The organism is Nocardia gamkensis NBRC 108242 (genome assembly GCF_001612985.1).
GTDB lineage: Bacteria > Actinomycetota > Actinomycetes > Mycobacteriales > Mycobacteriaceae > Nocardia > Nocardia gamkensis.
Genome location: NZ_BDBM01000040.1, coordinates 50293 through 75620 on the forward strand (window position 1 = coordinate 50293; position 25328 = coordinate 75620).

Below are 25328 nucleotides of genomic sequence, written 5' to 3' on the forward strand. Positions count from 1 at the left end.
TGGGCGTACCGTCATCGCTGTGAACGACACGCGCACCACCCTGTCCGCCCGATTCGATACGACCCCGATCGTGGTCGAGGATCTCGGACTCATCGACTACCACGCCGCCTGGGAGCTGCAGCGCAGCATCGCCGAGCAGCGCGCCGAGGGCAACGGATCCGATCATCTGCTGCTGCTCGAGCACCCGTCGGTGTACACCGCGGGCCGCCGCACCGAGGCCGACGATCTGCCCATCGACGGCAGCCCGGTGGTGCAGGTCGACCGCGGCGGCAAGATCACCTGGCATGGTCCCGGCCAACTGGTCGGCTACCCCATCGTGCGGCTTGCCGAGCCGGTCGACGTCGTCGACTACGTCCGCCGCCTCGAGGAGGCGTTGATCACCGTCTGCACCGGGCTCGGCCTCGTCTGTGGCCGCGTCGAGGGCCGTTCCGGCGTCTGGCTGCCCGCCACCGAGCTGTACGCCGAACGCAAGATCGCCGCGATCGGTGTGCGTGTGCAGCGCGGCGTGGCCCTGCACGGCCTCTCGCTCAATTGCAACGCCGCCATGGACGGTTTCCAGGCCATCGTTCCGTGCGGCATCCGCGACGCGGGCGTCACCACGCTGACCCGCGAACTCGGTCGCGAAGTGACCGTCGCCGAGATCAAGCCGCTGGTGGTCGGCGCCCTCATCCGCGCGCTGGACGGCGACCTGCCGGTCGCCGAGCACAATATTCCGCGTGTCACTCCTGGTGACACCACCCCGCAGTCCCCGAGCGCGACGGCGTAAGGTCGATCGAGTGACCTCAGTCGACACCCCGACACCACACAACGCCGCCGCACCCAACGGCCGCAAGCTCTTGCGCATCGAAGCCCGCAACGCGGAAACCCCCATCGAGCGCAAACCCAAGTGGATCCGCACCCGCGCCACCATGGGTCCCGAGTACTCCGAACTCAAAGGCCTGGTGAAGCGCGAAGGTTTGCACACTGTGTGCGAGGAAGCGGGCTGCCCCAACATCTTCGAGTGTTGGGAAGACCGCGAGGCCACCTTCCTGATCGGCGGCGAACAGTGCACCCGCCGCTGCGATTTCTGCCAGATCGACACCGGTAAGCCGGCCGCCCTCGACCGGGACGAGCCCCGCCGCGTCGCCGAAAGCGTCCAGGCCATGGGCCTGCGCTACTCCACCATCACCGGCGTCGCCCGCGACGATCTGGACGACGGCGGCGCCTGGCTCTACGCCGAAACCGTCCGCGCCATCAAGCGTTCGAACCCGCACACGGGCGTGGAACTGCTGATCCCCGACTTCAACGCCGACCCCGACCAGCTCGCCGAGGTCTTCTCCGCCCGCCCGGAAGTGCTGGCGCACAACCTCGAAACGGTCCCCCGCATCTTCAAGCGCATCCGCCCGGCTTTCCGCTACGAGCGCTCCCTCGCGGTGCTGACCGCCGCCCGCGAAGCAGGCCTGGTCACCAAGTCCAACCTCATCCTCGGTATGGGCGAAACCCCCGAGGAAGTCACCCGGGCCATGCACGACCTGCACGAGGCGGGCTGCGACATCCTCACCATCACCCAGTACCTGCGCCCGTCCCCCCGCCACCACCCGGTCGACCGCTGGGTGAAGCCGGAGGAGTTCGTCGAGCACTCCGAGACGGCGGAGGAAATCGGCTTCGCAGGCGTGATGGCCGGCCCGCTGGTCCGCTCCTCCTACCGAGCGGGTCGGCTGTACGCCCAGGCGATGGCCCACCACGGCCGCGAGATCGCCCCGGAAATGGCGCACCTCGCCGAGGAAGGCACAGCATCCCAGGAAGCCGGCGCCGTGCTGGCCCGCTTCGGCAGCTGACCTACCCCGAGCAGTCCCGGCCCTCGCACCCCGTCATGCGCGAGGGCCGACGCGTATTTACGACATCCGGGTAGAGCACACACTCGAGCCGTTCGAGTAAACTAAGATGGAATCTTAGTAAGTTTCCATCTTAGTTCAGGAGACGAGCGTGGAGTTCACCGGAAGATCCGCAGACCTCGATCTGCTCGCTCGTCAGCTGCACTCGGTGACCGAGGGCACCGGCACCACTCGTGGTCGTGCTGTCATCGTGACCGGTCGCCGACGGGTCGGAAAATCGCGGCTCGTTCAGGAATTCTGCGATGGGTCCGACCACAGCTACCTGGTCTTCCAGGCAACGCGCGGCCGCAATCCCGTTGCTGAGCGAGAGGAATTCACCGCCACGGTCGCACAGTCCGGGTTCGGACGCGCGGAACTGGTCAGCGGATTGCGCGCCGGCGACTGGAACCAAGCTCTCCGGGCCCTCGCGATCGCCTTGCCCGATGACGCACCCGGTATCGCGGTCATCGATGAGGTGCCATGGCTGGTCGAACAGGATCCGGAATTCGAAGGCGCCTTGCAGACTGTGTGGGATCGCCACCTGTCGGCAAAGCCAGTGCTGCTCATCCTGGTCGGCAGCGATATCTCGGTCATGGAGGCTCTCGGATCCCGCGACCGGCCGTTCTTCGGGCGCGCGACGAAAATGACCGTCGAACCGCTGCATTTGGCCGATGTGCAGGCCATGACCGGCCTCGACGCCGCTGACAGCGTCGACGCGCTGCTGATCACCGGCGGGTTTCCCGAGATCGTCAGTTCGTGGCGCACAGGGATGACCCGAACCGACTTCCTGCGCGACGCGGCCGCGAACCCGCTGGCCCCTTTGCTCGTGGCGGGCGAGTTGTCGCTGCTGGGCGAGTTTCCGGAGGGAATGCGCTCGCGCGCCGTCCTGGGAGCCATCGGCAGTGGAGAACGAACTTTCGGCACCATCGCCGCGCAAGCGGGTGGAACGAACGCGCTGCCCGCGGGAACCCTCAATCCGCTGCTGAACAGGTTGCAGGACAAGCGAATCGTCGCCAGTGATCTTCCGCTATCCACCAAGCCGGACACCAAGAACAAGCGCTACCGAATCGCCGACTGCTATCTTCGGTTCTGGCTCGCCTTCCTGGAACGCGGCATTCCGCTCATCGAACGTGGGCGTGGCGATGTCGCGCTGAGCCGAATCGAACGCTCATGGACCACCTGGCGCGGACGTGCTATCGAACCACTGGTCCGCGAATCCCTCATGCGGCTGCTGCCCGATGAGCGATGGCCGGATACCGAGGTGGTCGGCGGCTGGTGGAACCGGCAGAACAATCCCGAAATCGACCTGGTCGGCGCCGATCGCGAACTCGTCGCCAAGGCAATCCATTTCATCGGTTCCATCAAATGGCTCGAAGACCGGCCTTTCGACCGCCACGACTATGACAGTCTTGCCCGCTCGGTGCTCGCGGTGCCCGGCACCGGCCATGAGACCCGCCTCGTTGCTGTCTCCCGATCCGGTGTCGCAGAGACCTTACCGCTGGCAATGCATTGGGGGCCAGAGGATCTCGTCCGAGCCTGGGAGTGATCCACCGCCATACGGTCGCTTCTGTTTTCAGCAGGACGCATTCGAGGCGCTGAACCCCCATTTACGACAACACGGTCAGGGTGGGCTTGGAACGAGCATTTCGATCACCGTCGCTGGAGCCGTAAACAATTTCCGGCACTTTGCGTCGGAGGGTCCGGCGTCCCAGCCCTGCTCGTCGTTCCAGTGATCGGAACGAGACAAACTAGGTCTCGTTACTGTGAACCAGATTTTGTGACATAAATCACGTTTGCGCGCAAAATGCCTGGTCAGCGCACCACGGTGAAGATGGAATGCGGCTCGCCAAGATCGGCAATACGTTGTCTTAATTTACCGTTAGCCAAATGTTCACCGACCGTGATCAAGCTGAGATCAGGTCCGGAAGAGACCCGAGAAACCAGCTCCACAGCTTCAACGGCTTGTTTCTCTCCGGGTACGGCAGCGGCACCGAAGGGCACCGCCCCGACTTGTGCACCGCGTCGCGCCGCCAGGAATTTCGAACCCTGGCTTTCACAACGAAATCCGAAAACCGCACACGAGCCGAGATGGCGAACACCTTACCTGGTGCCAGCCGTAGACCCCGCGCTGGTTTTTCCGGCCGGATCGCCGCACGAACAAGGAACTGATTTCTCGATGCCTGACGCACGCTCTTCTTTTCTCCGCCGCTCGTCCCTTCGCAAGGGCGCGGCCATCGCCGCCACCGTCGGCGTGATCGCCGTTGGTTTCTCCGCCGGAGTCGCGGTGGCCGACGACAACGCTGCGGCCCCGGTCGCCGCTGCCGCGCCGATCGACCTCCCGGGCCTGCCTGCGCTGCCCGCACTGCCTGCGCTGCCGGGTTTGCCAGAGCTGCCCGGGGTGGCGCCCGAGGGCATCGTGCCCACGCCGCCCCCGGTCTACGAGAACAACCTCGACGGCTGGATCCGCCAGTCCCTCGATGTCATGCGGATTCACGGCATTCCGGGTAGCTACGAGGGCATTCACCGCAACATCATGCGCGAATCCGGCGGCAACCCCCGGGCCATCAACCTGTCGGACTCCAACGCCGCCAAGGGCACCCCCTCCAAGGGTCTGCTCCAGGTGATCGACCCGACTTTCAACGCCTACCACGTCGACGGCACCGCCTTCGACATCTATGACCCGGTCGCCAACATCACCGCCGCCTGCAACTACGCGGCCCATCGGTACGGCTCGATGGACAACGTCAACGGGGCCTACTGAGCCCCGAACTCGAATCCGAGCAAGCGCCTCCCGTCTTCTCGACGCGGAGGCGCTGCCGTTTCCCGGTGCGACTCCAGTCAACCTCAATCGGCCACTGCCCTGCGACACCACCATCGGCCAGCAGCACGTTGGTAATCGCGGTCCAGGACACCGACTCCGGGTCTCCATAGGGGCGTGAAATGCGTGCGGCGGTTGATCGACGCGGCGGCGACGATCTCGCCGAACCCAGCACGGCGAACGAAAGCGAGCACATGGGGCTGCCTTCCGAAGACACGCAAGGAAACGCAGGCCAAGAGCGGTCGCGCACTCGAGGGCGAGCTGGGCCGGACGGACGACGGCGCGGCTCGCCAAGACCCACACCTTCGATTCGGATGGGAATACGGCGAGTCTTGTTCGCGATTCCCGAGCCGTCGATGCTGATGAACGAATGCGGATCAATTGAGGTCTGGGCGTTGCCGAAGCTGCTCCCCGGCCTGGCATTCGGCGTACGCCCGAGGTGACTGCCCTGGCACCTTCCGCTGTCTTCGGCGAAGGGCTTGTTGGTGCGGAGGAGGGTTCGGGCCGTCGTCTCAGAGCCTCAACGGCGAAGCGAACCAGGCACTCGACACCGCAGGAACGGGGTGCTCGCCGATCCGGATGACGAAGCATCCTTCTACGCCGCGCAGGCTAGACCTGCGCGGCGCGTCTGCCCAGGAATTCCCGCACCTCCGCAACCGCGGCATGCGTGCGAACCAGGTTGGCGATGGCATCAATGCGCTGGTGCAGGCGCGTGGACGCGAGCCCGGCAATGGTGTCGTAGTTGTCGGCAAGCAGTGAGCACGCTCGTGCGACGTCACCAGCGTTCACGAAGTTACGTGCGAGACTGAGTTGCCATGCAGCCCGCTCTCTCGGCCAGGCCGACGAGCCATCAATGGCAGCTTGCATGTATGTGGTTGCTGCCTCGTGCTCCCCGACCCACATTTGGGCTTTGCCGGTGATGAAGTTCAGCTCAGCCTGGGGCAGGAACACCCAGGCCGGGTCATGCCCCCGAGTCGACTCATACGCGCGGAAGGATCGGCTTATCGCAGCCGTCATGGCGTTCTTGTCTCCACGTGCGCCGTGCGCTTCAGCTTCTCGAATCGCCATCAGTGCCCGCATTTTCGGCCCGCCCTCCCGAAGAGATGCCTGGGACGCAGCCTGCGCATACTGCACCGCCAAGGGATTTCTCCGCATCTCCCCGGGCAAGCTGATCATCAGACAGCTGGCGTTCCCCAGCGCATGCGCCGCCGCGATTCCGTCATTGGCCGCATTCGCGGCGTTCGCCGCGTCCGCGTAATACCGCCGAGCATCATCGAGGCGACCAGCGTCGTAGTGCACCCACCCGGCGGCGGTCATCATCTCGGCAGCCGCGCTGGTGAGCGCCCTGCCTACCGCCTCGGTGTAGCTGCCGTGGTCGAGAAGCTGCTCGACATAGCGGACTTGATTGGCCGCCACCCGGCACAATCGGTCGCCGCCCACCACCAGATCCAGTTCGTGGATCTGGTTCACGCTCTCGGTGATGGCTTCGACATCGCTCACGCCGACTTTCACGCTGGACGCCGACGCGGCGTTGGCCGGGGCGGATACCGACATCATGGCGGCCCCCGCGCTTACTGATGCCCCTGCTCTGAAGAAGTTGCGACGGTCCACATCTGCCTCCTGGTCCGACTCCACTACCAGTATGGCAAGCGGAACCTGAAGCGCACGGGCTACGAGCCGAAGAACGCGAACATCATGGGAGGCGGGGCCGCCGCGCTCGAGGTGCGAGACGGCAGGCTGGGAGAAATTGATCAGTGCCCCCAACTCGGTCTGGGTCATACCGACCGATTTACGGATTCGCCGGATCACTTCACCGGTCGTCATGTACATGGCCCAGCACCCCCCGATTGTCGATTGTTGTTCCCCTGAGCATTCACCCCGGAAACGGGTGCCTGCGCAGGATATACGGCTCCTCGCATAGTCGGAACGGAAACCGAAATCCGAGCTCCCACTTGGCCGAATGCCGCGCTTACGTTCGGCCGCAGGTGCCCGGTACCGGGCCGACGCCGGACTGTCTGCGGCGCACCGGCCGGCCAGAGTGGCGGGCTGGTGGCGAGAGCCCCCGGTACCGGGCGCCGGCCGATCCTCGAAGCAGAGAGGTTTTCCGTGTCCCCGCATTCCCTCGCCATGTACCAACTCATCGCCCTGTGTGACGCAGCCGCCCATCGAGCACCGAGGTTGCCGTTCAGCATCGCCCAGGCTCATGACGTGATGCAGATCCACGTGGCCTGCCGCGCGAAACATTGCGCACGCAAGGCGGCGGCACGACAGGTCTTGATCGACAGCGGACGAATGGTGCCGGACCCGAGCAGGCCGCAGTGAAGGAAACGACTCCCGGATCACCGCACCGACGTCGCCACATCCAGATCGAAACCGGTCCGCTGCGCCTGGACTACCAGGCGAGCGCCGAACAGGCCGAAAGCGTCGCACGCGCACTGGCACAACGCTTCCCGGATATCAGCGTGACTATCGACGACAACCTGGACGACGACCTCCCGCATCTCCCCTGTGCACGGCTATGGGACTGATCGCTCGCCCCACCATCCACTTCCGAATCCGAACGGAAAGTTATCGATGCAATTCGCTCACACCCGAGCACTGCCGAATTCTCCCCGCCCCGTGCTGATGGAGCGGCCATGAATACAGATCCCGACGCCGACCCGACACTCATCCGCTGCCAGCGCTACCGACACGTGTACGGGCTGCCGTGCTACGTACACGAGGAAACTCGACGAATCACTCTGCGCGCAGGAGATATAGGCGCGGTGGCGGTACCCGAGCAACTCGGCAGAATGGTCCGCAGCGACCTCGCCAGGCAATACTTGCTCGGCCCGGTCATCGCACACGGCTCCGGCCGCTGGACGATCCTCGTCCGTCCCGACGAGACCCACCAGCTCGCCGACGACAGCGACATCTTCATCGCACTACTGCGCGCCCGCGCGACGATCGTCCCCTACGGCGGCGAGATACTGCTGCCCTCCCCCGCTGACGAACAGACCGGATACCGCTGGTGGGTCGTCGCACCGCGCGACGCGTTCCGGCCACACATCAGCACCGTCGTGCAGTCGATCATCATCTGCGCGGACCGAGCACCGCACCATCACCAGGGTTTTCAGGGACCTGACCGGCCACGACACCGCTCGTAGCAGCGAACACCGAGCTGCGCTCCCGGTCGATGGCTGATGCAGAGGCCCGAGGTTCCTGATCCGAGCAACCGAATCCGATGGAACCGGAGGTCCCCTGAGTGCGTCATAGACTTCAGGGACGACTTTGACGGCCCGGATCGGGAGGCTTCGGTGGGACGACGGACAACGGCGACGGTTGCGGCGCTCGCCGGGGTGGTGCTGGTCGCTTCGGGGTGCGAAGCGGGCACGAACGGGACTGCCACGCCCAACACGACAACCGACACGTCGGCGGCAACGGCGGCACTGTGGGATCCGTGCACGCAGGTGCCGGATCAGCAACTGCAACGAATCGGCGTGGTCTCGTCCACGAAGAAGTCAGGCATCGCTGGTGTCGAGCAGCCAGGATGGAAGGTCTGCTCCTGGCATGATGCGGCGTCTCAGTGGAATTACTCGCTGGGGGTGTGGTCGACGATCTACTCTATCGACGACCTGCGAAAGAAGCCGGGGAATGTCGACTTCGTCAGCATCAATGTCGGCGGACGGGATGGATTCCGTTTCCGAACCGCGTCCGATGTCGCCGGCGAAGACTGCGATCTTGCGTTCCCCGCTGGCCAGGGCGCACTACAGATAACTGTCTTCAATACATCACCCAAGGGCAACGTAGCGCCATGCGATCGGGCCATGAACGCTGCGGAAGTGCTTGTGCCGACGTTTCCACGTTGATCAGGGAGAATTCTCTATGTCGATGAGCGAAGAGATTTCGCGGTGGCGATACCTTGCCGATGAGGCCAACGCTGGCAGGCTTTATCTTGACCGCGCGGTCGCACAGAGTTGCCGCGATGCTTGTAATCGTCAGATCGATCTCTATGTCACGCTTCTCGAAGACCTGAAGATGATGGCCCGCGTATCCGGCCTCGGCCGCTTCGAATGTTCCGACGAGCTGGCGAACATGCTGGGCGCCAAGGCGATCGGCGGCGAAGGCGATGTGGACTCGGCCCTCAAAGAGCACATCGAGGTACTGACCCAGATGCGTGATACGATCCAGATTTCCGTGGACCGCATCGGCGCACAGGACGACTCCAATGCGCAAGACACGAGCAATCTGCTGAACTGACCGGGGGATTAATCATGGGTCTGCCGTTCTTGGTAGCGATTGGCGCCGCGCTGTTCGAGCAGTCGAAATCCGGCCCGCCGGACAGTGGTTCGCGCGACGAGAGCCCCGACGCAGCTATCGCACGCAACCGAATCTCCGAAATCATGCGCGACGGTGGCGATGTGCAGACCCAGTCGCCAAAAGTTCCGGAGAGCGCTTACAAGAACCCGGACGGCATCGACGATCTCTATCAACGTGTGCAGGCGATGTCGATCACCGATGTCGTCGCGTTGCACCAGCGGTGGGAGTCCATTCGCAATCGGCTAGAGCAGGGTTTGCAAGGTTTCGGCCCGGAGATCAGCAAAGCCATGGAAGGCAAGTGGGAGGGGGCGGCGGCGAAGGCCGCGAGCGACGGGATCAAGGAATACGTCGACAAGTCCAGCGGACTGATCAGTTCGGTGCAGATCGTCGCCGAGAAGGTGAAGATCATTCGATCGGGCATCGAGGTCACCCGGCCTGCCGTGCAAGAACCGCCGGCTCATTCGTGGACGAGCAACGTCGCGAGCTGGGTGCCGGGCCCGACCTGGAAGTTGAACCAGCATCGCGACGACTCCGCGCACGATGCGTCCGTGAACGTCGTCAAAAACGTCTTCTACCCTGCCGTCCGGGAAGCCGACACCGGCGTTCCATTGGTACCCAAGCCGTACAACCCGGTGCACAATTCGGGCGATCGGCCGTCCGCGCCGAACAACAGCCGGCAGCCGTCGTCGTCCGGTACCGATACCGGCGATGAAGGCACCACGGTGGACTCAGCACAGCTAGCGGGTACTGAGAACAGCACCGTCCCATCCAGCGCGAATCCGGTTGCCGAGCGAGAAAGCACGCCCGACCAGACCACGACTACGCCCGCAGGCACAAACCCGTCGACCCAACCGGCAAGCACAAATCCCGGCACCGATCCATCACTGACCCGCCCCGGAACATCGAGCCCAGGATCCCCCGGCACGCCGAGTCCGGGCACGCCCAGCCCAGGCGTGCCCGGCCTCGGCAGCCCCGCGCCGGGCCGAAGCATCAACGGCCTCCCCTCCGTTCCAGGTGGCGTTCCCGCCGCCGCGTCCGCGCGTCCCGGGACAGGTCGGCCGGGAACGAGCGGCATGCCGGGCATGATAGCGCCGGGCGCTCGCGGCAAGGGCGACGACGACAAGGAACATCAGACGAAGGACTATCTCGTCAACCAGCGCAACGGCGAGGAACTCACCGGCCTCGGTGCGGAGAACAGGGTGAAGTCGGTACCCCCCGTGATCGGCGAATGAGCGAGCCGATAATCAACACCACGCCGAAACGCACCACACGGCCGTGGTGCACGACGAAGGAGCCGGCTTCATGAGCCGACGGGATTGGTCGTTCAGCGCGCTCGGTTTCACGGTGCTGTGGCGTGCCGTCGAGCGCGACGTGCTGCCGTACCCGTTGCAGTACCGCTCCACCGCCGAGACCGTCGCTGATTACGAGGCGGAGTGGAAATCCGAGGCCGCCGGACTCCACCGCCGCCTCGACGAGTCCCTGTACAGCGCACTGCGTGTGCTGGCCGAACCCGAGGCACGCATCGAGATGGCGGGATTCAGCGGGAAGGACAAGCTGCGCGTGCACGCGGCCGTGCACTATCGGCATGCTGTACTGCTGGTACAAGAACCCACCTCGTCGCCGGATCGCGGTGGGGCCGTGCACATGTCACTGATGGATGCGGAGCTCGTGAGCCGCCTGGTCATCGGCCTGCTGCCCGACGCCGCACGCGGCAGCGGCCCCGGCATCGAGATCTCTCGGCACGAACTCGACGCCGACGACGAGGAACCGTACCGCGTGGGCGCACCGGCCCCGCCTCGCGCCCGAGCCGAGCAGTTCTTCGAACGCCCCCGCAGCACCATCGCCCACGTCGCGGTGTACGCGGGCCCGGCCTGGGACAATCGCCCGGCACCCGCCCGCGGCTTCCACGTGATGGACTATCCCGACGGCCGCTACCTCGTCCGCGGCGGACCCACCATCAAGGCAGTCCCCACCGACACCACGGTAGTACGAACCCAACTCGACCGGGCCATACACGCAACGGTCACGGCCTTCCGCGAGGAAAACGATCCCAGCTACACCTGACAGTCGAGGATGTTCAGCACCACCGCCGCGAGCATCAGGGCGGACAACGCGCCGGATCCAGTTGAGACCCGGCCACCTCGGCGGTTTCGGAGCGATGGCGCCTGGCAGGAGGTGGAACGCCGGGGAGCGATAGTACACCATCGTGCGGCATCCGGGATCTACCGGCACGACGGTTTCGACCGGACCCATATCGGAGTCCCACGCGCGGACCAAGAATCTGATGAGAAGGTTGACACCCCGCGTCAGAACTTCGACTCGGTAGAGCCCAGGGTCACCTGGGATACACCCCGCGAACGCGAGACGCTAGCCGTCGCCTGGCAGGCAATAGAGCTGTCGCACAACACTATCTGGCCGATTTGCGATCTCGTGCACGACCGGAGAGGCCGGGCGAAACCAGCCGACCACCCATCGATGCTGGTCACACCGGCACTCCCCGCCAGTGACAACAAGCACACGAATAGGCGCACCTACCCTTGCCATATGCCTCGCTGGAGTACGCACAGTGGGAAGTCGGCGAGAGTAGGCCGGCTCGCACGGCTCGGGGGAGATCCCGAAACACTCTCGGCGACAACAATTTCGATGGCGAGGACGCGGTCGAACTCCACTGCCTCGAGCGGTTCGCGGCCGCGTGCCGACAGCGAAGCCTCGCGTCCGGTCCGGTCCGGAGTGCATCCGGGTGCGCTCGCACCTCGGTCCGAAACCATTTCTCGGACAACGGCAATGGGGATGCCGCCGCTGCCGCGGCGAAATCGGGATGACGAGCCGCATCGGCTGCACAACACGGGAGCGGCCGCATTCGTCGGGCTCTGCATCGGCATGGTGATCTTGGTGGTGTCCGGATGTCTATTCGTCGGCGGCCCAACGGAAACGGCGTCGACGACGACTACAACGGCCCGCACCAGCGCCCCGAGCACCTCGCCACCTTCGTCCACCGTGCGCGCGACGACGCCTTCGGTCCCCGCTCCCGCTCCCCCTACCGGCCGCTCGGGCATCGGGATCACCTTCGGGAAGGTCACCGCCAACGACGGCACGACCATGGTGGTGCGCAACGCGTTCACCAGCAACAGCGTCAAGGTCCGTACCGACACCGGCACCAAGGTGCAGGTTCTGCTCGCCAAGCGGGCGACCGAGATACGCGTGGGCGCCCTGGTCGCCGTCTACGGGCGGCAATACGCCGACGGAGTGATCGTTGCCGATGTCATCACCGGGATCTCGATCGGCACTCTGCCCAAGTGATTTCGGTTTGCCGGGTCATCCTCGCCCGCGTAGCACCGCTTCCACCATCCCGTCGTCGACCGGCTCGCTCTGCCCCCACACCTCACGCGCCAGCCGCAGCTTCCCGGCCATGCTGCCCACCAACGCCGCCTCCGCCGCCGCGTCCCCGACTCCCTGTCTGAGTGCCTTGCTGTAGCGAACCGCATCGACGATGACCGATTTGACCCGCTCGTGATCGAGGTAGGTTTGCAAGTCGCGTCGCCACTCACCGGTGGCGGCCTCGGGTTCGGCGGCGATCCACTCGGCGAGGAACGCGTCCTGCTCCTGCGGGAGGTAGCCCATCTTGTGCAGATGGGTGGCCACGTCGTACACCGGGTCGCCGTACAGTGCGAATTCCCAGTCGAGGAACACGACCCGGCCGTCGCGCACGATCATGTTCTTCCGGTGCACGTCGGCGTGCACCATCCGAAAAGGCCTGGCCTCGAGGGTGTCCCACGACGCGACGATCCGCTCGAGCGGCCGATCGGGGACGCCCAGCCGACGGTACAGCTCGCCGAATTCCGCGCTGCTTTCGCGGTGCACACGCGCGGTGACAGCGGACAATCGGCGGGCGAATCCGGCGGGATCGTCGTCCCCCTCCGATTCGATCGGCGGCAGCAGTTCCCGGGGAATACGGCGGAGTTCCGCGAACAACGCCGCCACGTCCGGCGGTACATGAGCAGGAACAGGCACACCGCGGGGCGCGAGGCGATCGAGCAGGTCGCCGTCGATGTAGTCGTGGATCTGGTAGGCGGGACGTACCGATTCCCAGCGCAGCTTCGGCGCCGAGGCGACGAAGGGCTCGATCGCGATCAAGATCGCGGGTTCGGGCCATTGCCGCAGATCCATCGCATCGGCGCCCTCGACGGGAATCCGAACGTTCACCGCGCCCGCGATGCCGTCGACCCGGACATTGTGGTTGTAGTAGCCGGCCGCCGACTGCGAGCGGGACAGCGCGTCGTGGTACATCGCCGCCGCGTCGACACCGACCACCCGTGCGATCACCCGGGCCGCGTCGCGGTCCACGCCCGATCCTGGCGTAGGCGGCTGGATGCGCGACCGCGCGGTCGCGGCGGCTCTCGAGATGTCCGGTTCGGTCCAGCCGTACAGCGCCAGGACAGCTCGCGCCACGAGCACCAGCCCCGGGTAGACGTTCGCGCCCTCGAATTCCGCGATGGCCCAGCGCGCACTGCGGACGGCGTCGTCACGTAAGCCGCGGCGTGCGAAGACGCCGGCACGGAACAGCTCCGCCCTGGCGCGGCCCGACCGGTACCCGGCTTGTTCGAGAATCTCGCATGCTTCGGCGAGCGCGTGCTCGGCAGCGTCCAGTTCTCCGAGCGAGAGCCGCGCCAGACCGAGTGCGGTGTACGCCTTTCCCAGTTCGTGCAGCGCACCCAACTCACGCTGTTGCACGATCGCGGCTCCGGCGGCCGCGATCGCCCGCGACGGGTCGGTGAGCGCCAGCAGCTCGGCAACGTTCGTCGCGATATTGGCCTGTCCGACGACGCTGCCCGCGGCGCGGTAATGGGTGTCGGCTTCGGCCAGATACTGTGCGGCGCGGTCGGTGTCGAACGCCAGCCGGTAGGCGAGGTAACGCAACCGCGCCACATCGCCCAGGAACTCGCGGTCGTCGCCGTCCGCCATCGTCACGAGTTCCTCGCACATGGTCAAGGCCTGACCGAATCGGCCCTGGCACATGTGCAGGTCGGCCGCCCACTGACCGGCGACGAGCCGGGCCCGCCCCGATCCGCGCGACCATACGTCCTGGTAGATGGTCAACGCCTCGTCCGTGTCACCGAGGATGCGGCGCGCGTTCGCCGCGGCGACGGCCAACCGCTCCGCGACCGGCCCGGTCCGATCCAAAGCGACGTCCCGAGTGAGGCGATCGGCTTGCTTGGCGTCGCCGAGCAGCACCGCCGCTTCCGCTTCCAGGCACCGCGTGAGTTCCGACAGTTCCGCCATACCTGCCAGGTTCTCATGCGGATCGCTCAGGTAGCGGTCCAGATCGCTGATCACGCCGCCGATACCCTGGCTGCCACCTGCCGCTTCGATCCGGTCGACGTAGTGCAGCAGCGTCACCGCGGAAAGCATGCCCGAACGAACGCCGTGGTATCCCGCCTCCCGCAGAGCGGTGACCCGGCCGGTCGGCCGTTCGGCACGGATGAACCACAGGTTGTGCAGCATCGCGTGCAGGGTGCGCCGAACATCCGGATCCAAGCGCCGCTGCAGCGCGTCCACCATCAGCTGGTGTAGCTGAAAGCGCTCGCCTTCGCCGCTTTCGTCGGCGGCGTACACGAACGAGTACGCGATCAGGGACTTCCATGCCGCGATGTGATGAGGTAACTCGAACTGCTCCGCGACAGCGGCGAAGATCTCCCGATCGAACGTACGAGGTAGCCCCAGCAATTCCAGCAACCGGACTTCGTCGGGGCGCACATGTTGCAGGAAGCGCTCCAGAATCGTTTCGGGCGAGACCAACTCGGCGGGCGTCACCCAGCCGGCCCGGGTACGGGCATCGATGGCCAGATGCAGATAGAACGGGACGCCCGCGCTCGAAGCGGCGATCGCCGCGCGCTCGGCGGGATCCTCGATACCGGAGGAGTCGAGCAACTCGAAGCGGGCGTCCATCGGCAGGTCATCGACCGGCACGGCGCGAATCCGGGTCGACCACTCCGGATCGTGCCGCTCCCAACCGAGCGGCTCGCGGCAGGCGATCACCACCAGGCCGGTGTCCAGCTGTGCGACCACATCGCGCAACCAGGCGTCGGACGCCGCCGCGCGGCCTTCGCGATCGGTGCCGCCCATCAAGGCTTCGTAGGCGTCCAGGAACACCACGTAGGGCTTCTTGCCCCGAGTCCCTCGCTTGAGATCTTCGGCGAACAGGTAGGAGACGGCTTCTTCCAGGCCCGCGAGACTCAATCGGTCGAGTTCCTGGAGGACGGGGTCGTGGCGTATCCGGTGGGTGCGGATGGCGCGGCGCGCACCGAGGTCGAGCAGCCGGGTCGCGGTGCCGAAGACGGGGATACCGGTGGCGTCGTTGAGGATTTCGGTCAGGATCTCGCTGTGCTCGGCCAGCGCCAGCGAGTCCGAGGTCAGGCGCAGATGCGGGTGCATGCGCTGCCACAACACCGCGCAGGCGATGTCGAAGCGGTGGAACTTGATCTTCTGCGCGCCGAACTGGACGCGCAGCACGGCGAGCCCGTCCGCGGCCTGCCGATGGCTCGGCACCTGTAGATCGAGCACCGCCGCCGGATGACGCTTCTCGACCCGCGCCCGCAGCTCGGTGACCAACCGGGATTTGCCGATCCCGCCGACCCCACTGAGTAGCATGACCCGGGGATGCTCGGCGGCGTCGCCCAGCAACTCCTCGAACCGCGTCAGCACCGGCTCACGATCGACGAACGGACGACTGGTCGATCCCGGCTGGAATCGCGCGATCAACACCTGACGTCCCCCTCACGACGAGCCCGGCACGATTCTGCCAGAGCCCGTCGCCGGTCGATCCATTGGATCTGGCGCCTGCCGTCGAATGTTTCTGCTCTTAGCTAGTTTTCGTTTTCGTCGCGCTGGCCGACCGGCGGGCGCGGTCGTCGTTCACGCCGCCCGAGGGGCGACGCGCACCCCTGTAGCCCAGCCGCACACCCGCGCAGCTCACCACACTCAGCACAGCCAGTGGAGCACCGCCGCGACGGTCCTCGACTGGTTCGCGGCGAGGCACAGATCCGCACCGTTCCGAGCAAATCTCGAGCAGTGCAGCCGGATCCGGCTATCGGTCGCCGCACGAACATGTGGACGCTCCTCGCACTTGCCGCAGCCGCATAGCCGGTGATGGAATCTGGCATTCGGTGGAACCGATCGGCGGTCAGCTGCGTCAGATTCAGCAACGGACGAATTCTCGGAAGTGGGGTTTGCAGGTGAAGGACAGTGGACGTGAGGCGCCGGAAGAACGCAACGAGGCGTTGCGCGACCAAGTCGATTCGCTGCTGGAAATCTTCGAGCAACAGCGCAATGACCTGGCCGAGGCGCAGTCCACGCTCGCGACCACCACCGTCACGGCGTGGTCTTCGAACAACCTGATACGCGTGCTCAGCAACGCCGCCGGTGTTCCGGTAGAAGTCCACGTGGAGCCGGATGCGTTCAAGCGTTCCACTCCGGAGAAGCTCGGCCACTCCATCACCGAGGCCGTCCAAGCCGCCGCACGATTGGCGTTGGAGGCGACCCAGCAGGCCGTCGCACCCCTGGAAGCGTCAGCAGGTGGGATTCCCGATCTCTCCGATCTGGTCCCCGGTGCCCCGAGCATCCGTGATCTGGTCCGCACGATGTTCCCTGAACCGCCCACCGCAGCGGACGAACCCGCATCGCTTGATGAGGAATCCGAGGACCAGTACTACCGCGACCGCTCCTACCTGCGGGATCGCCCGTGACCTACATCCGTGTCGAGCCGGAGGTACTGCGCGTCAACGTTTCCGGGTCCACCGGCGTAGTCGTTGTTCGATACTCTCCGGCAGGATGCGGTCCGGGACGAGGGGCGCCGAGAGTCACCGGAAGACGGACCACGATCGATGCTGGGCGAGGCCGCCGATCGGGTGCAACCGCCGCGGCCGAGCGCACGACCGGGACGACTATGCCTGCCATCCGACCGTACAAATGGGGACAAGGCCAGGTCTAGGGCTATGGCCACCGGCAGTAATCAACCTGGTGACAATCGAGCAGGTATCTCTATCGGCCTGTGCGGCAGAATATTTGGTTTAGAGAAAGGTGGGAGTCCGAGTTGGCTCGGTCAAGGTGTCTATGGGTGTCAGTCGCTGTTCGGAAACGCGGCGGTGGGCGGTGATGGCGAAGACCCGTCTCTACGACTTCATGGAACCCAATCTCCGGCGCGAGATCTTGCCCACACCAACCGATTCGGACTATGCCTGGGCGCGAGCGAACCCAGGCAAGTGGAGGTACCTCACGGACCCGAACGCCGACAAGTCGGCGATCCGGAAGGAGAACGTGCTCGGTGGGTGGTTGGCCGATGACAACGGCGGATTCGCCGAGCAATGGGTGAACCCTGAATTCATACCCGTCCCGGAGTCGATCCACGTGGAATTCACGAATGATTTCGAGCTGGTGCTGTGGCGAGCGATTCGAGGGTTCAACAACATAGCCTGGTTCATCGAGGCGTTCAGCCGCAGCGAGTTCACCATGGTACTGGCCGCGGACGACCCGCAGGGGCAGCGTGGGTGGCCGTTCCTTTCTTCCAAATGGGGGAGGACGCTGGATATCTACACCTCGCCGGTCAGGTTGCCGAAGGACGTGAACCCCTGGCTACGGCGGGTCGTCCCGGGCCGGGAGCTCCTCGAGCAAGTGTGCCCGCAGGAGTCGGTATGGCTGTCGCTCAACCCCGGTCTATCCCTCGATCTGGGGGGCGGCCTCCTTTCCCCCACCATTCCCGGTTCGGATCTGACTGATTGGTGGCGCGAGTGGTCGGACGCCGAACATACGTGTGCCGCAGCAGAATCCGATGCAACGTAAACGCATAAAACGGCCCTCCGGGTACTACCTCGTCCGCTCCTACTCACAGGATCACCCGTGACCACCTTCCGTGTCGACCCAGATGCGCTGCGCGCCACCCGGCCAGGCTTCACCGATGTCGCCGACAAGATCGCCGCTGCCGCTGCCGACCTGCGGCGGGTCATCGAGGCCGAGGGCGAGTGCTGGGGTTCGGACAAGATCGGCCAAAGCTTCGCCAAGAACTACACACCCGACGTTCCCAAAGCGTTGACCAGCGTCGACAACCTCGGCAAAACGATGACCAACCTCGGCGAAAGCATGGTCGCCATCGCGAACACGCTGCAAAACCGTGACCAGGCCAATGCCGCCCGGATCGACGAGATCACCACCTGATGGGTATCGAGATCCCGGAGTGGCTGCAATGGGTCGCCAAATGGGTCGTCGGCGCGGGTGATTGGCCCGAAGGCGACGAAACCGCGATGCGGCGAGTAGCCGACGCATGGTCGGGGATGTCGGCCGCGCTCAACGAGCTCGATGACGACGCCGCTCACACGATGCAGCAGGCGCTGGCGGCGATCGACGGACAAACCCACGACGCGATCGCCGCCCACTGGGACACCCTCGCAGGCAAAGAAGGCGCCTGGCAGGCACTGGTCAAATACATCGACAAACTGGCCGACCAAATCGGTGACGGCGCAGCCGATATCGAGCAAACCAAACTGGTCATCATCGGCTCGATGGTCATCTTCTCGATCGAAGTGGCGCCCCTACTGTTGACCGCCTGGACCGGGATCAGCGCCGGAGGCGCCGTCGCCCTGCGAATAGCCACACAGGTCACCATCCGCATGGCGATCAAACAACTCATCGCCCGCCTGCTCACCCGCGCCGCCGCCAAAGCCGCCGCCCGCGTGGCCCTACTCGGCGCGCTCAACGAGGCACTGGAGGAAGGCGGCCTGGAACTCGGAACCAAAATCTACCAAGTCGCCGCCGGAGGCCGCGACGACATCACCACCCAAGACCTCAAAGCCGCCGCCATCGCCGCTGCTGCCGGCGCCGCCGGTGGCGCGGTCGGCGGCGGACTCGGCGGCAGCGGATTACTGTCCGGTGTCGACGACGTCGCCGCCAGCCGCCTCGGCCGAGCCACCATCGCCGCCACCACCGAGACAGCCACCGGCATCGCCGGCGAAACCGCCGCCGCCGCCACCGCCGCCGCGCTCACCGACCAACCCTTCAACCTCACCCTCGAAAGCATCACCTCCTCCGCCGCACAGGGCGTACCCCACGGACTCCACGCCGCAGGCAACGACACCAACCACGACACAACCTCCTCCCCACCCGACATAACCAGCCCAGACCTACCCACACCCAGCGACAACCAGCCACCCACACCCATCCAACCCGCGAGCGCGGACGCCACCACCAACGGGACCGACAGTGAGTCCGTCACATCGAACCCCGCGGAAAACACCACGCCTGCCTCGACAAGCTCGACCCAGCCGCAGAACGAGACGGCTCCCACGAGCGAGGTCGGCAACGACAACTCCGGTCCCACCCCGGCCCCGGTCGGCAATACCGATCCGGTCTCGAACAACCCGCAACCACAGACTCCGGCTACCAGCGCCGAGGGAACCTCGACTCCGTCACACCCCGACAGCGCATCCGATAGCACCACCGGCGCGGTGAATTCGGATCCGGGCCCGCCCACGCTCAGCAGCAACCAGTCGACGTCTCTCGACGTCACGGCACACAACATCACTGACGGGCAAGACCCGACGGGAACCGCGACTTCACCCGCCCCTGCGGCTTCGTCACACATTCCGAGCGAAATGGACGGGCACTCGACCGCCCCACCGAACCCCGCGCCCGCTGCCTACCATGTCGTCGCTGATCCATCCGGCCCGCAACCCAGCCCCCAGACCCCGGCGACCGCCGACAGTCCACCGCCCGTCCTCGACCCGGCCGCCTCGGCGCCGAGCCAGCGCGTAGACGAGGCCACCGCACCGGACACCTCGACACCGAGCACGACCAGCCCCCACGCCGCGACACCACCCTCGACGCCTACGCCCCGATCGGATGCCCAGGCGAATACGCCATCGGAAACCGTCACCTCGAGTGCTGTGACAACAGCATCTCCAGCGGCTTTGCCGCACAACACGATCGCCGGGACATTCGCGCCCACCACCGACCCGGGCCAGCGCTCGACCATTCCCACTCCCGACCCTGCTTCATCCGTCGGCCCGGCACAGTCCGCACCCGTCGCCACACCTCGGCCAGACCACACCGAGCGCCCGACGACTCCGCCGCAATCGGTCTCACCGCCGACCGCGACCAGCGGGCCAGGCAGCACTGGGGCCCCGCCAGCAGACTTCGTCCACCGCGCGAGTCCACCCGACCGTGCGTCATCGGTCGATACTGCACAGCCGGTACCCACCACCGACCGTACGGCGGCCACCGGTGCGCCCCGCCGGGACGACACATCGGAGGCGGCGCAGCCGAATCAGCGAGCCGACCCGAGTACGCGGCGGCAATCGAACCCGAACGATCCAGGCACCACCGATCCCGGGTCGATGTCGTATTCCGGTGGTGCCGTGCGCCCACGCGACGACTTCGCGGCATTCGAGTGGGCGGAGGACGCCTACGACCATTTCTGCCGCGACGACCGTGACATCGTTGACATCGCGCGCACACTCGGCCAACATCCGCGCACCGACGGCTCACATTTCACCCGCGACGATGTGGAACAGATCAAGAATCACCTATTCCGCGAAGAACACGCCATCGTCGATTATGACGGCAACCTGATTCAACGCAGGTTCGACGCCGATCCGGACATCGCCGAGGCATGGATCCGGCTGCGCGCCGGACATCCACTGCCCGCCGATATCGTCTTACTCGAACACGAGCTGGCCGAGTCCGACTATCTGCGTGCCCATCCGGAATCGACGTATCAGGACGCACACGCACACGCGAACCTCGACCACCACTGGTCCAACGACATACCGCCACGAACGGGCGAACGCTACGACACACTGTGGGGACGACACGATGGCACTGCTGATCTACTTCAACCAGACCAAGGACAACCCGAGCGAGGTGGAGTACCAGTTCGGGGAGACGAGGGACAACCTCGATCGCACACTGACCATCGACAAGACGAGCAACACCGCCCGCACGGACCAACCGGAGGACGGGATCTTCCGCGCGGCGGCAGGACAGATCATGATCCGGGCCAGACGCGAGAAGCAGTGGCCCCAGAACGGCGTGATCGCCTCGTAACCGACGACAGCGGTCCACGCGAAGCGCAGTCGCATCCGGACACTGCACGCCTGCGGGAGTCCGACCGTGGACCGCAGGTGTCGATGAGTCGGGTGCCAGCGGATCCACCTCGTGAAGCTCCCGATGCCTCGGGCGCTGTGCCGCAGCCACCTTCGTCACCGCACGGGCCGGCCGAACTGAGCTACAACGACATGCGGGTGATCGAGGATCACGCCGCCAGGCGCGGTCTGGCGGTCGCCGACATCGTCCGCGACGTCCAAGACGGCAAGCTGCGTGTCGAAGAGTACGGCGTCTACGAGACCCGGGAACAACAGCCACTACACGAGACTCCCGACCGGCTCGACCCGGAATACCTCACCGAGGTCGTGGATCACGACCTGCGGGATCACGTGCGCCGTCGCTACGCGAGTGTCGAGCCCGACGCGTTCGAAGCCGGATGCCCCGACAGTCAGCTGCCCGATCACCTGACCCGGTCCATGCCCAGCGCGGCGCTCGACGACGCGACAGCACCGGGCGACCCTACGAGGTTGGTGGTCAACTATCACGGCGACGGCCTGTCGCCGGTATGGCGTGATCGAAGTGCTGGAGACGCGTTCCTGGACGCCCGGAACGCCCTGTTTCGGATGGATTCGCGGGGGCCGGAGATCTTCGACCTCGGCTTCTCGCCACGCGATCCCAGCAACCTCAACATCGGTGCGCACGTCGGCCACACCGGCCCCGGCCAAGCCGACGGGTTCGTGTCGCTGTCGAGGAGTCCCGAGCACACCATCGCCCGGGAAGCGGATATCGCGGGCAACGACCTGAACCGGCTCGCCGACGAAGGGAGGCTGACACGTCTGCCTGACGGCACCTTCCGGCAGACGATGTACATGCACGAGCTGTATCACGCGCACGGCATCGATGTAGACGCCACTTTCCACGATGCCACTGCCCACAGTCGATACAACACGGGCAGCCACCAGGAAGCCGAGATATTGGCCCTTGGCGGAGTATCCGGCGACACCGTCTACCGAGTCTGGCCGCGGGAGATCATCGTCGATGCCAACGGAAACGTGGTGTCCGTCAGAGTCGGCGAGCCTGTCTACAACCCGCGCTTCGCCCACCTCGACAATCCCCGTTTCACCGACACCCACGACATTCCCGCTCTCGACCAGGGACGGCAGACGAGAGAGCACGCTCAGCAGCACGAGGCGCACACCGGGCAGTTCGAAGAGCACAGTCCCACAACGGAACACGCACCACCGCACACGCAGATCCCTCGCCCGGAACCTCCACCGCACCGGTCCGGTTTCGACCCGAACGTCCACAGGTACGTCGGCCATTTCAACGACGGTCGCGTGATCCCACACGATCCGTTCTACTACGGCCGATACAACCCACTTATCGGCCGCTACCAGCCGACACCGCAGGAGACCGAGGCCGCTCACACCTACCCTCTGGGTGCGAGCCCGTACGACATCCAGGTACGCGACTGGCTCAACGCCCAGGGCCGGCAGTACGCCGACCATCGGGCTCCCGAAGCCCAGCTTCCGCCACAGCAGGACCAGTGGCGGTCGATGCGGGCGCCGGAATCGCTCCCACCGACTACTAACGAGCCGCGACGTCTCGCACAAGAGAACCCCCGATCTCATGTCGAGACGCAGCGCGTGAGCCCTCAGCGTCCGCATAATGTGTATCCCCAACACACGCACCCGGAGACTCCGCGCGTCCGGGAGTCCGATCGTGGCCCGCAGAGCATCCGTCCGGAAATGGTTCCGCCCCACAACAGTCCGACGAATCGGCCCACTGATCGGCGGTTGCCGTCAACGCCACCACGTGTGGAGTCGGCTCCACCGATGCGGGCTCACCAGGATACGAGCCACATCGCGAATTCCCACCGTGGGACCGATCGAGGGTGGCGAGCTGACCATTCGGTGCCGCCGCACGCACCCGAAACACGCACACCAGTGGCCGAGCTGTCATCAATGCGAGCCCCTGAATCGCTGCTGCCGCCGCCTATCCCATCGCCACCGAGGCACGCAGCGGAACCGCACCCACCCATCGCCCCGCATCAACCGGGCCCCTCACACCCCGCGCCCGCGCCACGATCTGCTCCTCGCTCACCCCAAGAGCCTGAGCACACCACTGCTGACCGCGCGCCGAGGCAACACCCCGACCCACGCATCGCTCGGAGCACGGGCTCGGAGCCACGGCATCAGCAACAGGATTCTGTGCCACCGCATGATCCGCGCAGCTCAGCACACCCTGCCGAGATTCCTGATCAGCGCCGTCCGATAGACCCGGAAACGCAGCGGGCGCTCGAGGCGCGCAATGCCCGCGAGAACTACCGGCACCGAGAACCCGATCGAGTCGTCGCGGTTCGCCCGGTCCGAACACCCGGTATCCCCGCATACGAGATGCGGCGGTACGCGGAAGGACCCGAGCATGTCGCCGTGGTCAGCGTCCGGATCCACCTCGAAGCCGGCGCACACCTCTCGCCGCAGGATATGCGGAATCTGATCGAAAACGCTCACCTGGCAACAGACCGCGCCTTCAACAATGGCCACCGATTGCTCAACGGTGACTGGCTGCTGGTCGATGTCGTCTTCACCGATGACCCATCCACCGCGTACCTCTCCGTCAACGCCGACAACGAAACGGGAATCCCGAGGAGCTGGCATCCACGCGACAGCTCCGAAACGCTCACCAACCACCTGCGCGAGCATCTCGGCCTGCCGGCAGACGGCCGGAATCAGCCGACCGTCCGTCCGGAAGACCTGCGGCAGATCAGCAACGACATCGCCGCGGCACATACACAGGCCCGGTTCACCGGCCTACCGGGCACCCGGACAATCGATCATCGTCGGCTCGGTCGCCTCGAGAACCAGGCGTATCAGGCCATGGTCGAGGATTCGCTGCGAGACGGCGATCGTTTCATTGTCGGTGCCGACCCACGCACCCACCCCTACGGCCGACTGATCAACGACGGCGGTCTACGCGTTCGGGGTCGCCGCAACAATTGCCTCGACAACGCGCTGGCGGCACTGGCGTCGTTCTTCGGCGATCCGCATGTCGCTCTGCCGAGATGGCCGGACCGGCTCCCTGACGGGGGCATCGACAACCGAAGCGGTGAGCACGAAGGGCTCGAGCGCGCCGCCGATTGGCTCGGCAGCGGACTTTTCAGCTATGCCGACCAAGGCATGTCCACAGCCGAGCAGTTCGACGCGGTCCACGACGTGATCACCAACTTGGGCCCTGGATCGGCAGCACTCGTCGTCAACGAGTGGCATGCTCGCGACGGAAACGGCGAATTGCGGTACGACTCGAATGGAGAACCGATCTCGGAGGGCACCCACGCCACCGTTATCGTGTACCCACCTGGAGCGACCGGACCCGTCTGGTGGGATCCGCAGTCGGGTGCCACTTCTGATCACCCGCCGGCATGGATGGTCGATGATTCGTCCCGGCTGTGGTTCACACCGATTCCACCGAATCAAGGAGCAGGAAGTGCCGGAGCAGTATCGAACCAGGGGCCAAGTGGAGCAGTACCTGGCCCGAATATTCAACCCCGATCGGGAGTACCAGCTGTACCAGTTCGAGAACGGATGGGTCTGCCACTCGATCCTGACACCAGAGGAGATCGCGGCCGGACTCGGCCTGGGTGCGACGAAGCTGGTGATCGATTCCGAGACCGGCGTGGTGATCGAGTATCCGAGCTGGTCGACTCGGATGGTGATGGACGACTACGCAGAAGCGAAGCGGACCGGCCGGCCACCGATGGGCGGCCAGGTGTACCCGCCGACCTGGCGCGTGAACATCTCCCGGACACAAGAAGACTCGCAGGAGATCGAGTACCTGCTCCAAGCGACGTCACTGACCGAGCCACCGGAGCCGAGCATCGAACACCAACTCGTGATCAACAAGAACACCCTGTGGTTCAGTCCGACGGACAGCACGTCGGCGAACGCAGTGTCCTGGGCCGAGATGCGCAACCGGACGGATGGGACCTGGCCGCAGCTCGGGACATTCGAGTTCTAGACGACCGCGACGGCCCAGCAGCCCCTAAACCAACCTCCGCGCAGGCCACTCCACCGAATACAGACACGCGCGTACCACCGATCACAGCCCGTGGAGCGGCGCCTGCCGACCCAGGACGCTCACGTGATCTTTCCAGAGAACCCGATGACCCCCGGAATCCGCCGAACCCTGCTCCGGGCCTGACTGCCGAAGACACACGACGCTACTACCCCGAATTCTTAGAAAACCTACGAACCATCCATCCCGCGCCT

24 protein-coding genes and 2 pseudogenes are annotated in these 25328 nt (G+C 65.5%); 19 read left to right on the plus strand and 7 right to left on the minus strand.

Features of this window, described 5'->3' with window-relative positions; translation table 11 throughout:
* Positions 1–19 precede the first annotated feature (19 nt).
* The 3 genes from lipB to NG1_RS26490 all read left to right on the plus strand — a co-directional run bounded on the left by lipB (position 20) and on the right by NG1_RS26490 (position 3399).
* Positions 20–766 (plus strand): lipoyl(octanoyl) transferase LipB, encoded by a 747-nt coding sequence (gene lipB / locus NG1_RS26480; RefSeq protein WP_062975165.1) that lies wholly within the window; start codon positions 20–22, stop codon positions 764–766.
* 10 nt (positions 767–776) lie between these two features.
* Positions 777–1817, plus strand: coding sequence for a lipoyl synthase (gene lipA / locus NG1_RS26485; protein WP_062975166.1), 1041 nt, complete (start codon positions 777–779; stop codon positions 1815–1817).
* A gap of 148 nt (positions 1818–1965) precedes the next feature.
* Positions 1966–3399 (plus strand): ATP-binding protein, encoded by a 1434-nt coding sequence (locus NG1_RS26490; protein WP_062975168.1) that lies wholly within the window; start codon positions 1966–1968, stop codon positions 3397–3399.
* A 266-nt stretch (positions 3400–3665) separates the two neighbouring features.
* Here NG1_RS26490 and NG1_RS36980 read toward each other — a convergent pair whose 3' ends face one another.
* The gene (locus NG1_RS36980; RefSeq protein WP_157114240.1) at positions 3666–3854 is read right to left on the minus strand and encodes a hypothetical protein; all 189 of its coding nucleotides are present in this window, start codon (positions 3852–3854) and stop codon (positions 3666–3668) included.
* A gap of 175 nt (positions 3855–4029) precedes the next feature.
* On the opposite strand from NG1_RS36980, the gene NG1_RS26495 reads away from it, so the two are divergent.
* Positions 4030–4614, plus strand: a complete 585-nt coding sequence (locus NG1_RS26495; protein ID WP_062975170.1) for a transglycosylase SLT domain-containing protein — start codon at positions 4030–4032, stop codon at positions 4612–4614.
* Between the two features lie 666 nt (positions 4615–5280).
* Here the strand turns inward: NG1_RS26495 and NG1_RS26500 are convergent.
* Positions 5281–6501 carry a helix-turn-helix domain-containing protein gene (locus NG1_RS26500; protein ID WP_062975172.1) on the minus strand — a complete coding sequence of 407 codons (1221 nt, stop codon included), beginning with the start codon at positions 6499–6501 and terminating at the stop codon, positions 5281–5283.
* 276 nt (positions 6502–6777) lie between these two features.
* Between NG1_RS26500 and NG1_RS37560 the strand changes: the two genes are divergently transcribed.
* From NG1_RS37560 to NG1_RS26530, 8 genes are all read left to right on the plus strand, one after another.
* Positions 6778–6993 (plus strand): hypothetical protein, encoded by a 216-nt coding sequence (locus NG1_RS37560; RefSeq protein WP_062975174.1) that lies wholly within the window; start codon positions 6778–6780, stop codon positions 6991–6993.
* Positions 6990–7199, plus strand: a complete 210-nt coding sequence (locus NG1_RS36985; RefSeq protein ID WP_157114241.1) for a hypothetical protein — start codon at positions 6990–6992, stop codon at positions 7197–7199. Before NG1_RS37560 ends, NG1_RS36985 begins: the two co-directional genes overlap by 4 nt.
* A gap of 108 nt (positions 7200–7307) precedes the next feature.
* The gene (locus NG1_RS26510; RefSeq protein WP_063910441.1) at positions 7308–7817 is read left to right on the plus strand and encodes a hypothetical protein; all 510 of its coding nucleotides are present in this window, start codon (positions 7308–7310) and stop codon (positions 7815–7817) included.
* 150 nt (positions 7818–7967) lie between these two features.
* Complete coding sequence (locus tag NG1_RS35915) at positions 7968–8519, plus strand: DUF3558 domain-containing protein (RefSeq protein ID WP_168434104.1); 552 nt, start codon at positions 7968–7970, stop codon at positions 8517–8519.
* Between the two features lie 22 nt (positions 8520–8541).
* Positions 8542–8910, plus strand: a complete 369-nt coding sequence (locus NG1_RS36990) for a hypothetical protein (protein WP_157114242.1) — start codon at positions 8542–8544, stop codon at positions 8908–8910.
* 14 nt (positions 8911–8924) lie between these two features.
* Positions 8925–10202 carry a hypothetical protein gene (locus tag NG1_RS26520; RefSeq protein WP_062975180.1) on the plus strand — a complete coding sequence of 426 codons (1278 nt, stop codon included), beginning with the start codon at positions 8925–8927 and terminating at the stop codon, positions 10200–10202.
* Between the two features lie 70 nt (positions 10203–10272).
* The gene (locus tag NG1_RS26525) at positions 10273–11034 is read left to right on the plus strand and encodes an ESX secretion-associated protein EspG (protein ID WP_157114243.1); all 762 of its coding nucleotides are present in this window, start codon (positions 10273–10275) and stop codon (positions 11032–11034) included.
* Positions 11035–11754: 720 nt separating this feature from the next.
* Entirely contained in the window at positions 11755–12270 is a 516-nt protein-coding gene (locus tag NG1_RS26530; protein ID WP_062975184.1) for a DUF5666 domain-containing protein, read from the plus strand.
* A gap of 15 nt (positions 12271–12285) precedes the next feature.
* On the opposite strand, the gene NG1_RS26535 is transcribed toward NG1_RS26530, so the two are convergent.
* Positions 12286–15732, minus strand: coding sequence for a phosphotransferase (locus NG1_RS26535; protein ID WP_062975186.1), 3447 nt, complete (start codon positions 15730–15732; stop codon positions 12286–12288).
* Between the two features lie 470 nt (positions 15733–16202).
* Here NG1_RS26535 and NG1_RS26540 point away from each other — a divergent pair, with 470 nt between their 5' ends.
* The 4 genes and pseudogenes from NG1_RS26540 to NG1_RS39320 form a co-directional block, all read left to right on the plus strand.
* Positions 16203–16712, plus strand: a complete 510-nt coding sequence (locus NG1_RS26540) for a YbaB/EbfC family nucleoid-associated protein (RefSeq protein WP_062975236.1) — start codon at positions 16203–16205, stop codon at positions 16710–16712.
* A gap of 409 nt (positions 16713–17121) precedes the next feature.
* Positions 17122–17805: a hypothetical protein gene (locus NG1_RS26545; RefSeq protein ID WP_062975188.1), complete on the plus strand. Its 684-nt coding sequence runs from the start codon at positions 17122–17124 to the stop codon at positions 17803–17805.
* 57 nt (positions 17806–17862) lie between these two features.
* Positions 17863–18177, plus strand: coding sequence for a WXG100 family type VII secretion target (locus NG1_RS26550; protein ID WP_062975191.1), 315 nt, complete (start codon positions 17863–17865; stop codon positions 18175–18177).
* Positions 18177–18572, plus strand: a pseudogene (locus tag NG1_RS39320) (WXG100-like domain-containing protein); the annotation flags it as partial. The gene NG1_RS26550 and the pseudogene NG1_RS39320, both read left to right, overlap by 1 nt.
* Before the next feature lie 185 nt (positions 18573–18757).
* Here NG1_RS39320 and NG1_RS26560 read toward each other — a convergent pair.
* A complete protein-coding gene (locus NG1_RS26560) occupies positions 18758–19375 on the minus strand; it encodes a hypothetical protein (RefSeq protein WP_157114245.1) in 618 nt (205 codons plus the stop codon).
* Positions 19376–19654: 279 nt separating this feature from the next.
* Positions 19655–19990 carry a hypothetical protein gene (locus NG1_RS36995; RefSeq protein WP_157114246.1) on the minus strand — a complete coding sequence of 112 codons (336 nt, stop codon included), beginning with the start codon at positions 19988–19990 and terminating at the stop codon, positions 19655–19657.
* Positions 19991–20829: 839 nt separating this feature from the next.
* Between NG1_RS36995 and NG1_RS37000 the strand changes: the two genes are divergently transcribed.
* On the plus strand, positions 20830–21060 hold the full coding sequence (locus NG1_RS37000) for a hypothetical protein (protein ID WP_062975200.1): 231 nt from the start codon (positions 20830–20832) through the stop codon (positions 21058–21060).
* A 317-nt stretch (positions 21061–21377) separates the two neighbouring features.
* Here NG1_RS37000 and NG1_RS37565 read toward each other — a convergent pair whose 3' ends face one another.
* Positions 21378–22568 carry a hypothetical protein gene (locus tag NG1_RS37565; RefSeq protein WP_169812350.1) on the minus strand — a complete coding sequence of 397 codons (1191 nt, stop codon included), beginning with the start codon at positions 22566–22568 and terminating at the stop codon, positions 21378–21380.
* A 726-nt stretch (positions 22569–23294) separates the two neighbouring features.
* Positions 23295–23852, minus strand: a complete 558-nt coding sequence (locus NG1_RS38530) for a hypothetical protein (protein WP_062975205.1) — start codon at positions 23850–23852, stop codon at positions 23295–23297.
* 87 nt (positions 23853–23939) lie between these two features.
* On the opposite strand from NG1_RS38530, the pseudogene NG1_RS39085 reads away from it, so the two are divergent.
* Both NG1_RS39085 and NG1_RS38540 read left to right on the plus strand, forming a co-directional pair.
* A pseudogene (locus NG1_RS39085) lies at positions 23940–24398 on the plus strand (toxin glutamine deamidase domain-containing protein); the annotation flags it as partial.
* A 148-nt stretch (positions 24399–24546) separates the two neighbouring features.
* On the plus strand, positions 24547–25077 hold the full coding sequence (locus NG1_RS38540) for an SUKH-4 family immunity protein (protein WP_084499205.1): 531 nt from the start codon (positions 24547–24549) through the stop codon (positions 25075–25077).
* The last annotated feature ends 251 nt before the right edge of the window (positions 25078–25328 follow it).